The organism is Bifidobacterium tibiigranuli, assembly GCF_022655035.1.
Classification (GTDB): Bacteria; Actinomycetota; Actinomycetes; order Actinomycetales; family Bifidobacteriaceae; genus Bifidobacterium; species Bifidobacterium tibiigranuli_A.
Map to the genome: position 1 here is coordinate 46,574 of NZ_JALCUA010000008.1, position 11,485 is coordinate 58,058.

General features: G+C 62.0%; 8 protein-coding genes and 1 pseudogene. All 9 read left to right on the forward strand.

From position 1 onward, the window contains the following. The first annotated feature begins 389 nt into the window (after window positions 1-389). Window positions 390-3,362: a YhgE/Pip domain-containing protein gene (locus LKK40_RS08400; protein ID WP_304310254.1), complete on the forward strand. Its 2,973-nt coding sequence runs from the start codon at window positions 390-392 to the stop codon at window positions 3,360-3,362. Beyond that, window positions 3,359-5,725: a YhgE/Pip domain-containing protein gene (locus LKK40_RS08405; protein ID WP_304310255.1), complete on the forward strand. Its 2,367-nt coding sequence runs from the start codon at window positions 3,359-3,361 to the stop codon at window positions 5,723-5,725. The genes LKK40_RS08400 and LKK40_RS08405 overlap by 4 nt, the downstream gene beginning before the upstream one ends. A gap of 48 nt (window positions 5,726-5,773) precedes the next feature. Next, complete coding sequence (locus LKK40_RS08410) at window positions 5,774-6,610, forward strand: TetR/AcrR family transcriptional regulator (RefSeq protein WP_304310256.1); 837 nt, start codon at window positions 5,774-5,776, stop codon at window positions 6,608-6,610. Window positions 6,611-6,738: 128 nt separating this feature from the next. Next, entirely contained in the window at window positions 6,739-7,020 is a 282-nt protein-coding gene (locus LKK40_RS08415) for a hypothetical protein (protein WP_304310257.1), read from the forward strand. A 12-nt stretch (window positions 7,021-7,032) separates the two neighbouring features. Further along, window positions 7,033-7,506, forward strand: a pseudogene (locus LKK40_RS08420) (class I SAM-dependent methyltransferase); the annotation flags it as partial. 139 nt (window positions 7,507-7,645) lie between these two features. Next, a complete protein-coding gene (locus LKK40_RS08425) occupies window positions 7,646-8,674 on the forward strand; it encodes an ATP-binding cassette domain-containing protein (RefSeq protein ID WP_304310258.1) in 1,029 nt (342 codons plus the stop codon). Beyond that, window positions 8,671-9,438: an ABC transporter permease gene (locus LKK40_RS08430; RefSeq protein WP_304310259.1), complete on the forward strand. Its 768-nt coding sequence runs from the start codon at window positions 8,671-8,673 to the stop codon at window positions 9,436-9,438. The genes LKK40_RS08425 and LKK40_RS08430 overlap by 4 nt, the downstream gene beginning before the upstream one ends. Continuing rightward, window positions 9,438-10,307, forward strand: a complete 870-nt coding sequence (locus LKK40_RS08435) for an ABC transporter permease (RefSeq protein WP_304310260.1) — start codon at window positions 9,438-9,440, stop codon at window positions 10,305-10,307. Before LKK40_RS08430 ends, LKK40_RS08435 begins: the two co-directional genes overlap by 1 nt. A 466-nt stretch (window positions 10,308-10,773) precedes the next feature. Beyond that, complete coding sequence (locus LKK40_RS08440) at window positions 10,774-11,457, forward strand: MptD family putative ECF transporter S component (protein ID WP_304310261.1); 684 nt, start codon at window positions 10,774-10,776, stop codon at window positions 11,455-11,457. Window positions 11,458-11,485: the final 28 nt, after the last annotated feature.

The following is an 11,485-nucleotide window of genomic DNA, read 5'->3' on the forward strand; positions in this document are numbered from 1 at the left end:
CATTCCTTATTATACCCTATGGGGGTATATTTACAGACCCAGAATATACCGACACGGGCTGCCCCGCAATCGCTCAGGCCCTCAGCGAACACGGCCGCGCTACCAGCCCCACGAATCGTTCTTGCAGGGTGCGATGCCCAAATAACGCCTCACATAAGCGAGATACATGCGTCGCAGCCGAACGATTCACGACTTCGGCTATTACACCCGCCTCTTATTGAGCCGACAGCGTCATCTTTGGCGTAAGTTGTCGCAAAGTTCCATTACGCTACTAGATTCGTAGCGCTACGGTATCCGTATCGTTATAGAATGACACAGCCAGACATATGGACACCCCAAATAGCCAGACAACCAACAACCCACGTCCCCGAAAGGACCACACACCCAGCATGAGCAACGCCTTCGCCATTTTCCGCCGCGACTTGATGCGGCTGCTGCGCGTGCCCGCGGCATGGGTGATCCTGTTCGGGCTCATATTTCTGCCGCCGCTGTACGCCTGGTTCAACATCATCGGGTTCTGGAATCCGTATGGCAACACGCACGGCATCCATGTGGCGGTGGCGAACGAGGACCAGGGCGCGAACAACGATGTGATGGGGCGCATCGAGCTTGGCGATCAGATCGTCAGCCAACTCAAAACCGACAATACGCTCGGATGGCGCTTCGTGAGCCAGCCCGAAGCCATGCGTCAGGTTTATTCGGGCGACAGCTACGCGGCGATCATCATCCCGAAGGATTTCAGCAGGCAGGTCAGCGGCATCACGACAGGGACGGCCACCAAGCCGGCCACAGCCACATCCACAGGGCCGGAATCACAGTCGGCAACAGGAACAACATCGGGAACATCATCGCGCCCAACGCTCGAATACTACGTCAACGAGAAGAAGAATGGCATCGCGACGAAAATCACCGACACCGGTGCGAATACCGTCGACCGGCAGGTCAATGATGCCTTCGTGTCGGCGGTCAGCAAGGCCATAACCTCGGCAACGAACAATGCGGCCGGCGCCATCAACGCGCAGACCGACAGCACCACGAATCAGACGCTGCGCGACCTACGCACCGCCAAGCAGGACATAACCGACATCAGAGCCGTCATCGCTCATCTGCGCGCCACGCTCGCCGCAGCCCCGCAGCAGACCCAAAGCGCGCGCGCCGCACTGCAATCAGCCGATTCGGCGGGCAAGCAGGCCGGATCCAGCCTGCAGAACGCGTCGAAACTGATTGGCGAGACGCAAAACACGGTCGGCGGATTGCTCGCTTCATCCTCCACAAGCCTCGATCAGGGTTCAGCACTGCTCGCACAGGCCAGCGGGCAGACCAATCTCACGGTTTCCTCGCTTGCCGCACAACTCACCCAGGCGAACGGCAAGGTCGCCACGGCGCTGGACACCGCAACAGCCCTGAACACGAGCAACGCGCAGCTTATCGCTGATCTCAAGCAGTTGCAGCAGGACTCGGGCGTGCAGGGCACGGACGGTATCATCGCCAAATTGCAGGAGCAGAACACGGCGCTCAGCAATTCCATCAACGGCCTCTCTCAGCTCAACACGGACACCGGCAACACCGTCACCGACACTGCGAATTCCTCGAAAGCCCTGAATTCCGCCACACAGGCCACATTGAACGACTTCGGCAAGGCACATGGCAGCCTGGTGTCCGGCACGCTGCCGAATCTGAACAATTCGCTGACCTCGCTGGCTAGCTCCGCCAACGATTTGGGAGCGGGCTTAAGCACCCAAGGCGCGCTGATCGCGCAGGCGAATGTGGTGCTCAATCAGCTCGATCAGGCGATTTCCACCGCCGACTCCTCGCTGGCGGATACGGACGCCGGCTTGGGCGGCCTTTCGACACGGCTCGATACGCTGATTGTCGACCTCGGAACCCTCGACAGCTCGAATCTGCTCGCTGACGTACTCGGTGATGCCGGACTCGGCGGTGCAAATGGCACGACCGGTGCGAACGCGCTCGGTCCCAACGGCCAGCTCGACGCCGGCGCCATCGCCTCGTTCATGCTCTCCCCCACCCTGCTCAACACGCAGATCGTTTACCCGGTCAACTCCTACGGCTCGGGCATGGCCCCGCTGTTCACAAGCTTGTCGCTGTGGGTCGGGGCGTTCATGCTCGTTCTGCTCATCAAGCTCGAAGTCGACGACGAAGGTCTCGGCGCGCGCAAACCGACGCTGAATCAGCGCTACTGGGGCCGCTGGATGCTGCTGGCGCTCGTCGCCGCGATGCAGGGGCTGGTGACGGCAATCGGCAACCTCATCATCGGCGTGCAGAGCGTGAATGACTTCGCCTTCGTCGTCACGAGCCTTATCACCTCGCTGGTGTACGTGAGCATCGCGTACGCGCTGTCGGTTTCGTTCATGCATATCGGCAAGGTGCTGTGGATCGTGCTGGTGATGGTGCAGATACCCGGCTCTTCGGGCATGTATCCGATCGAACTGCTGCCCGGGTTTTTCCGGGCCATGAGCCCCTTCCTCCCCTTCACGCACGCCGTCAACGCGCAGCGCGAGACGATCGGCGGCTTCTACGATGGGCATTGGGCGGCCGACATCTTCCGCCTGCTGCTGTTCGCCGTCGCGGCCTTCCTGCTCGGTTTGGTGGCTCGCCCGCATCTGATCACGCTCAACCGGCTTGCGGCGAAGGAAATCGCGCAAAGCGACATGATCGTGAGCGAGCCGGTGATGTCGCACGGCCGCGAATACCGGCTTTCGCAGGCCATCGGCGTGCTGGCCGACAAGACAGAATACCGCGCGATGATCGAACGCAGAGCTGCCCGGTTCGCCGAGCTCTACCCCCGGCTTCGCCACGGCGCATTGGTCGCCGGGCTGGTGATTCCGCTGGTGCTGGCCGTGACCTTCTCGCTGACCACCGGCACAAAACTCGTCGCGCTGGCCGCTTGGCTCATTTATTTGTTGCTCATCGTGCAATTCCTCATGGCCATCGAACTCATGCGCGACAGCCTCGAACGCCAGCTGCGGCTGGGCACGCTCAGCGACGAGCGCGTGCGGGGCATCGTGCGCGAATACGCCGCGTCGAGGTGGCACTACGGGACGCATGCGCGGGGTGACGACACGAGTGCAAGTGCCGGCGCTGACGCTGGTGCTGGTCTTGTCAGCGGTATCGCCGGGGCTGCAGTGCTTATTTCAGGCGCGGCTGACGAGGCTGACGGAGTTGGCGAGGCTGACGGCGGCGGTAATGGCAGCGACACCAGCGATATCGAGCAAACCCAGCAGCTTCCTGCGCTGCATGACGCCGCACCGAGCAATGATGACGGGCACCCTGCTAAACGCGATACCAACACCGCCAAACCAATCCACGACCCGACCCACGAAGAAAGGGGGCACACGGCATGACCATGATAGGAAAGCTGTTCGTCGACGACGTGCGCCACCTGCTCAGCACCGTCGTGACCATCGTGATCACCGTCGGACTCGTGATGATACCGGGTCTGTTCGCCTGGTTCAACATCGCGGCCAGCTGGGACCCCTTCGGCAACACCAAAAGCCTCAAAGTCGCCATCGCGAACACCGACGCGGGCTATTCGAGCGACAATCTGCCGATAACCGTGAACGTCGGCGACCAGGTCGTAAGCGAGCTGCGGGCCAATACGGAGCTTGACTGGGCTTTCACCAGCAAGGACGAGGCCATCAACGGCACGAAATCCGGCAAATACTATGCGGCTGTCATCATCCCGAAGGATTTCAGCGCCACCATGCTGACCTTCTTCTCGCCGGGCGCCAAGCACCCCAAGCTCACCTATGTCACCAACGAGAAGCTCAACGCGGTCGCGCCGAAGCTCACCGGGGAAGGCGCCGACCAGATTGCGGCCGAAGTCAATACGACCTTCTCCACGACGCTGACCGGCACGGCGCTGCGCCTCGCCAGAACCGTCGTCAAACAGCTTGACGCCCCACAGGCCCAGCAGCGGCTCGGGAATTTCAGCGGCAATGTGACCGATCTTGCCAATCAGCTCAATGACACAGCCTCCATGCTGCACGCCTACCGCGCGATGCTCGACGCCTCGGGGTCGCTGCTCACCAGCTCCGACCAATTGCTTGCCGCCACGGCAGACAGCGCCTCCAAAGCTGGCAATCAGCTCAAAAAGGCCCGCAGCTCAGTCGGCGATATCGGCTCGGCGCTGTCAGCCAGCGCGACAACGCTGTCAGGGGCGCTGTCAGCCAGCGGTTCCAGCTTTAACGCGGTCAACGGTTCCATCGACAAGACTTTCGCTGATGCTTCGGCGAGCGCAGGCGACGTGTCGGCCGGTTTGCGCCGGCAATCCACAGCCGTGCAGCACCAGCTCGACCAGTATGGCGCTCTGCGCGATGCCGTGCAGCAGCTCGCCAACGCGACGCCTGAATCTTCGCCGGCCCATGACCAGCTTGTGCATGTTGCAGGCGGGCTGCAGACCGTTATCGATCGGCTCACCGCGCTGCGCGATTCACTGGGTGGCGCAGCCAACGATGTGGATGCCAAAAGCTCTGATGTCGCCGGGCAGCGAGCGCAGATCAAACAACTGGCGTCGCAGGCCTCGTCAACCATTGACGGCGTGCATGCGGATGTAGACGGCACGCTCAAGCCGCAGATCGCCAGCATCGCCGCAAGCCTGAACGATGCGGCATCGACGCTGGACGCGAATTCCGGAGCATTGCAGGGCGCGGTCGACTCGCTGCACAGCACCGCCACGTCAGCCGACGCCGACATGGCCAGCATCAAGAAGGTGCTCGATTCGATGGCCGATCTGCTCACCGGTACGAGCAAGACGCTGTCCGAGTTCAGCGGCAAGCTCAGCGCTGCCTTGTCCAGCGGCGATATGCAGGCCGTGCGGCGGCTGCTCAGCCAGGATCCCTCGACGCTGGCTTCGGCGCTGGCCGCCCCGGTGCAGCTGGAGCGCAAGGCCGTGTTCCCCGTGGAGAATTTCGGCACCGCGATGACGCCGTTCTACACCATCATCCCGCTGTGGGTGGGTGCGCTGCTCGCTGTACTGATGCTGAAAACCGGGGTGTCGCGCCAGCGGCAGCAGGCTTTGCTGGATGCTGCGCGCGGAGGCAACGGCGGCAAACGAGGCAAGGCGCGGGGTACCGGTGCCGGTTCTGACGCTGGCGATGGTACCGGCAAATCAGGCGATAACACATATGACATCAGTCATTCCAGCCGAGCCATGCATGCCGCTGCATCCGGCACCGCAGCGGACGAAACGAAGGGACAGCGGCTCAAGCCGCATCAGCTTTTCCTCGGCCATTTCGGTATTTTCGCGCTGATCGCACTGGCGCAAAGCACCTTCTCCTGCGCCGGAACCCTGCTGTTCCTGCGCGTGCATGCCGCGCATCCGTGGCTGTTCATGCTCTGCGGCTGGACGAGCTCACTGGTGTTCATGTTCTTCATCTACACCGTGCTGGTGAGCTTCGGCAATGTCGGCAAGGCGATAGTCGTCATCGTGCTCGTCATGCAGGTCTCCGGCACCGGCGGCGCGTACCCGCTGCAGGTCGTGCCCGGCTTCATCCAGAACTTAAGCCCCTTCCTGCCGGCCTTCCACGCGATCGAGGCCACGCGCGCCGCTGTCGCGGGTATTTACATGAACGACCTGTTCCAGCAGCTCGGCATCGTGCTGATATACGCTGCCGCGATGCTGCCTGTCGGCCTGCTCCTGCGCAAGCCGCTGGTGCGCTTCAATCGCTGGGTCGAACGGCAGACATCCAGCACGAAGGTGCTGTGAGCCATGCGTGTATTGAGCGAGAATTCAGCAGTCAAGGAAGGAGACACCATGAAACGCAGCAACGACGCGGCGTTTGATGACACAGTATCTATTCGCGCAGTATCCACTCACGCTGTATCCACTCACACAGTCGCCACGCTATCTACCAAGTCAGCTGGCACAACGATGGACACGGCAGGTAACCAAGCCGCCAAGGCATCAGCCGATACGGCAGCAAGTGCAACGTCCGGCATGGCGCTAGCGCTATCGACATCGGCGCATGCAGCAGACGGCGCGACCACGGACTCCGCTTCCCACGATGCTCCGACTGCCGGCAAGCGCGGCAGGAGGATGCGCGCGGAAACCGACCGCAAGATACTGCAGGCATGTTTGCAAATCGCCATCACGCAGGGCATCGGCGCAGTCAGCATCGAGGAGGTGGCAAAGCGCAGCGGCGTGGCCAAAACCACGATTTACCGCCGATATCGCAACTCCGAGGACATGCTTGCGCAGGTGCAGACCCTGGAATTCGGCCGCACCCCGGAGCTGGCGGAGCTCAGCGCCACACACCCGAATCTGCAGCTCATGCTCGAACGCATCGTGCAGCATTTCAGCTCGCAAATCGGCATCGAGGCCGTCGGGATGGTGCTCTCCACGCGCAACCGCTATTTCAGCCGCATCGTCGAACAGGCGATTCTGCCCGAACGCCGACGTTTCGCCGATTTCCTGCATCGCGGCGAACGCGCCGGCGTGCTGCGAAGCGGACTGGACGCCGCATTCCTCTTCAACACCATCATCGGCTCGATGATCGCCAGCCAGGCGCTGCCGCTGCAGAGCACCAGCATGGCTGACACCCAATGGGCCAAACGCATGGCCGACCTCATCTGGCCCGCCATCGCCGCATAGCCACATAGCCGGGCAACCGCCTCGCGCGACATGCCCGATAGCCCATACACACGTCGGGCTATAGCGATTTTCTATTATTAATGATAATCGTTTGCAATTTATGGATTTCGAGTGTACGCTCCGAAAATATGACATTTACAGAGCAGCAATGCGATGGTTCGGTCACTGCTGCGCGTGAATCGCGCAGTAACCCGGCCCAATCTGCGCCAATCCAAAAGGCGAGTGAGCCTGCGAAGCGGCGTGGCGCTGATATGCCTTCGGCACCGACCTTCTGGAACGACTTCTACGCCAATAACACTTGGTCGCACGAGCACGGCACCGTGGGGCGTCATCTCGTCACCGAAGTGGCACATCTCAACCCCGGAACGGCTTTGGACCTGGGCTGCGGCGAGGGATCGGACGCTATCTGACTCGCACAGCAGGGTTGGCACGTGCTCGCGGTCGACGCCGCCAAAACCGCGCTCGACCGGGCGCGGGAGCATGCGGCCGCGCTTGGCCTCGACCACAGCATCCAATTCGCGCAATGCGATCTCGCCGCCGACTTCCCGCGCGGGCAGTATGACCTGGTTTCCGCGCAATACCTGCATTCGCCCGTCTCCCAGCCCGGCGAGCGCGAGCGCATTCTGCATCGCGCCACGCAGGCAGTCGCGCCGAACGGCCATCTGCTTGTGGTCTCCCATTGGACCGTGCCTTCCTGGCATCCGAAGATGCCGAACGCCAGCCAGGCAGCGCATCTCACCTTGCCCTCGCCGCAGGAGAATCGCGCCGCGCTCCAACTCGCCGACGACCAGTGGGAGATTCTGCGCGACGAGCTCGCCGATTTCGAGCAGATCGGCCCCGAAGGCCAGCGCGAGATCCGCCAGGACCATGTGCTGCACGTGCGCCGATTGAATTGACGGCGCGCCAGAGTTTTCAGCCGCATCAGTCCACGTATCGCATTCTGCGCACGAAATCCAATCATCCCCCGAATCACCTAGCAAACTCCCCAACCACACCACATATATAAATATATAGAGAGAGAAAGAAACAACCATTATGGAGCACATTGCCCAGACGCCGGACCCGGTTCTGGTCGTCAGCGACATCCACAAGTCATACGGGACAGGCGCGAAGCGCAAGGAGGTGCTCAAGGGCTTGAGCCTGAGCATTCCTGCGGGCTCGATTCTTTCGCTGCTCGGCGCGAACGGCGCGGGCAAGACGACGCTGGTCACCATGCTTTCAACCCTCATGCTGCCGACTTCCGGCACTGCGAGCGTGTGCGGCTATGACGTAGTGCGCGACGCGAAGCAGGTGCGCGAGCTGATCTCGCTCACCGGTCAGTTCGCCGCCGTCGACGCCGAGCTGACCGGTCGAGAGAATCTGATCTTCTTCGCGAGGCTGCGCGGGCTGAGCACATCAGCCGCAAAAATACGAGCCGACGAACTGCTGGAACGCTTCCGGCTAAGCGATGCGGCGAAGCAGCTGGTCGGCAGCTACTCGGGCGGCATGAGGCGACGGCTCGACATCGCTGCGTCATTGATTGTCAAGCCCCGGCTGCTGTTCTTGGACGAGCCGACCACGGGTCTCGACCCCCTGTCTCGCCGCGAACTGTGGGACTTGGTCGAGGAGCTGCGCGACGACGGTGTGGCGATTCTGCTGACCACACAGTATCTCGATGAGGCCGAGCGGCTTGCCGACACCATCGTGCTGCTGCGCGACGGTCGCAGCGTCTTGGAAGGTTCGCCGGCTCAGGTCCGTTCGCAGTTCGGCTCGCAGATCTGCCGGCTCGAACTGGACTCGCACGAACAGGCGCTCCGCGCTTGCAGCGACATCCTGCCCGCGCGTCTGGGCCTGCCCGCCGAAAGCTTTACCGCCGAAGGGCTTACCGTTTCCTTTACGGCAGCGGGCGGGGCCGACGATCTCACACGCGCAATCGGCGCGCTCAAGGACGCAGATGCGAACGTCGATTCCGCCACGCTCGCTATGCCCTCGCTGGACGATGTCTTCCTCGATATGGCGTTTGAGGACAGCGCTGGTAGCGACGCGGCCGTGCAAGGCAACCAGTCGGCCGGTGATGCGCGATGAGCACAACTAGTACACCCCCGCTTTCCGGCACGGCCGGAGCCCTATGGCGTAACACGGTGCGATTCTTCCGCAACCGGGCCTCGCTGATGTCGGCGTTCATCATGCCCGGCCTGTTCATGGGCGCCTTCCTCATCGTCTTCGGCCATGCCGCCTCTCAAACAGGCCTCGACTACGCGCTCTTCCTGTTGCCTGCGGCGATGTTCCAAGCCGCGATGTTCTCCGCCGCCGTGCCCTCAATGGCTTTCGCCGTCGACGCCGAAAGCGGAATACTGGCACGACTGCGCTCCATGCCTACCTCGGCGCTGGCCATCGTGCTGGGCCGACTGGGGACCGATCTCATCCGCACGGTGGCCTCACTGGCGACCGTATCCGTGCTCGCACTGGTCTGCGGCGCAAAGCCGCACAGCTTCGGCGCGCTGGCGTTGGCCTTCCTCGTCGCGGCAGCCATCAGCGAAATACTCTCCATGTTCTTCGGCGGCATCAGCCTGCGGGCCAAACACCCCGTGTCCGCATCGGGCGTGATTCAGAGCCTCGAAGTGCTGGTACTCATGCTCTCGACCGCGTTCATACCCGTGGGCACGCTGCCACACTGGCTGCAGCCTATCGTGCGGCATCAGCCCTTCTCGCCCTGCGTCGACACGATGCGCAACATCCTCACCGGCAAGCCGCTCGGCTCGACCGGGTGGGAGGCCCTCGCCTGGCTGGCCATTGGGCTGTGTATTGGCGCGATATGGGTGACACGCTCATTGAGAAGGAGCAAATAATGCAGACGACTTCAACATCTCAGAACATGCAGCCGCTTATGCAGCCGCAACCGTCCGGTGGCCCGCGCTACTCCGCCGCTGCAATCGCAGCCGCTGCAGCCGCGCCAAACATCACAGCATGGCCCGTGGCGGTGTGGATTCACGCCGGGCGCATGCTGCGCCGCTGGTCGCGCTCCACGACGATACTGATCAGCTCGGTAGCCATGCCCGCCATGATGATGGCAGTCGTCGTCATCATGTTCCGTGGCATGATCGAGCAGTTTAGCGGCAAGCCCATGGATCTGCCCGGCATGAGCGTGATGATCGCCGTCACCGCCATGCTCAGCGGCGCGCTTACGAACGCTGGCAGCACCGTGCGCGAACGGCACGAAGGGCTCACCGACCGCGTCCAGACCTTCCCCGGCCGGCCATCCGCCAGCTACATCGGCCGCATCCTGGCCGAGTCGATTCGCTCATTCATCGCCGCGCCCATCGCCATGATTGTCGCACTCATGTTCGGCGCTGACTTCGGCAGCCCCATCGCCGCACTGCGCGTGCTGCTCGTGATGCTGCTCACCGCAATCGCCAGCGGCGCGTTCGGCGTTATGATGGGCTACCTGGCCGAAACGCCCCAAGGCGCAGTGAGCGCTGCGCCACTTATCATGGCCGCGATGTTCTTCAACACCGCCATGATGCCGCGCGATCTCTACGCGCCCGCGCTACGCCCCATCGTCGACGCCTCACCCATGACCGCGCTGGCCGAGCTGACCCAAGAGGCCATCGCCGGGCACATCAATGCCGGCCATATCGGCATGTTCGCCCTCTGGTTCGGTGGGCTGGGCGTCATCAGCATCGTCGTGGTGACGCTCAAGGCACGACGCCGGTCGTAGCAACGATGCCGATGCACCTTGGCAGCCCCCGAATCAGGTGTATCTCGGTTATGTGAGGCGCTATTGAGGCGCTGCGGAGGTCTATCTACGTTACGTGAGGCGCTAATTCCCTAGCACCTCGAGCATCGCTGGCTAAAAAGGCGGCTTCTTGCCGCCCGATACTCGACGCTCCGAAAAATAACGCCTCACGTAACGCAGATAGACCTCCGCGCGACCAAATTAACGCCTCATATAACGCAGATACACAAGAAATCGGCACTCCATGCCGTGAAAGTCGGAGCCTTGCCGCAAAACGCTACGGCTGGCACAGATAGCGCAGATAGAGAACGAGCAATCGCAAGGAAGCGATGCGACAGACGGCAACGGCTACGTCCCAATCCTTGACACGTAACATGCCGAGCTATATCATTTGCGTTGGAAACAAAACGAGAATCATTATCATGTATATGTGAAAGAAGTATTGGGCATGAGTTCCAGCAACGCACCATCCACACCATCCACGTCCCCCAGCCAAGACAGCACCGACGCTGCAGCCACAACCAGCCGCACGCCCGTCGTCACTACCAAGGCTGTCGGCAAGCTCGAACCGCGCACGCTTATTACTATTGGCGTCTTCGCGGCCATCTACTTCGTCGTCGCCTACGCCACCGGCATGCTGGGCCTCGTCAGCCCCATCGGCGAGGTGGCAGGGTTCATGCTCGGCACGCTTATCAACGGCACCGTGATCATGCTCTTCCTGGTCAAAACCCGCGCATTCGGCGCGATGACCATACTCGGATTCCTTGTCGGGCTGGTGATGATGCTGCTCGGCGAATACTGGGCGGTGCTGCCGATTTCCATCATCGTCGGGCTGCTCGCCGACCTCATCGTGCGCTCGGGCCGCTACCGCTCCAAAGTCCGCAACATCCTCTCCTACCCGGTCTTCCAGCTGTGGCTTATCGGCTGCATTCTGCCAATCTGGCTCAGCCCGGCGAGCTACCGTGAGCACATCAGCGCATCTATGGGCAAGCAGTACGCCGATGGCATGGTCAGCATCTTCTCCTCGCTCGGAATCGTTTTTATTGTTCTTATCGTCCTCATCGGCGCTCTCGCGGCGTGGATTGGCACGCGCATCCTCGAACGCAATCTGGCGCACGCCGGCATTCTGTGATGACTGCGGCAGATACCTCAGCTTCGCG

Excerpts from the sequence above, each read along its gene's own strand:
- LKK40_RS08440 (WP_304310261.1), top strand. The coding sequence starts at position 10,774 with ATGAGTTCCAGCAACGCACCATCCACACCATCCACGTCCCCCAGCCAA.
- LKK40_RS08405 (WP_304310255.1), top strand. The coding sequence starts at position 3,359 with ATGACCATGATAGGAAAGCTGTTCGTCGACGACGTGCGCCACCTGCTC.
- LKK40_RS08400 (WP_304310254.1), top strand. The coding sequence starts at position 390 with ATGAGCAACGCCTTCGCCATTTTCCGCCGCGACTTGATGCGGCTGCTG.
- LKK40_RS08430 (WP_304310259.1), top strand. The coding sequence starts at position 8,671 with ATGAGCACAACTAGTACACCCCCGCTTTCCGGCACGGCCGGAGCCCTA.
- LKK40_RS08410 (WP_304310256.1), top strand. The coding sequence starts at position 5,774 with ATGAAACGCAGCAACGACGCGGCGTTTGATGACACAGTATCTATTCGC.
- LKK40_RS08435 (WP_304310260.1), top strand. The coding sequence starts at position 9,438 with ATGCAGACGACTTCAACATCTCAGAACATGCAGCCGCTTATGCAGCCG.
- LKK40_RS08415 (WP_304310257.1), top strand. The coding sequence starts at position 6,739 with ATGACATTTACAGAGCAGCAATGCGATGGTTCGGTCACTGCTGCGCGT.
- LKK40_RS08425 (WP_304310258.1), top strand. The coding sequence starts at position 7,646 with ATGGAGCACATTGCCCAGACGCCGGACCCGGTTCTGGTCGTCAGCGAC.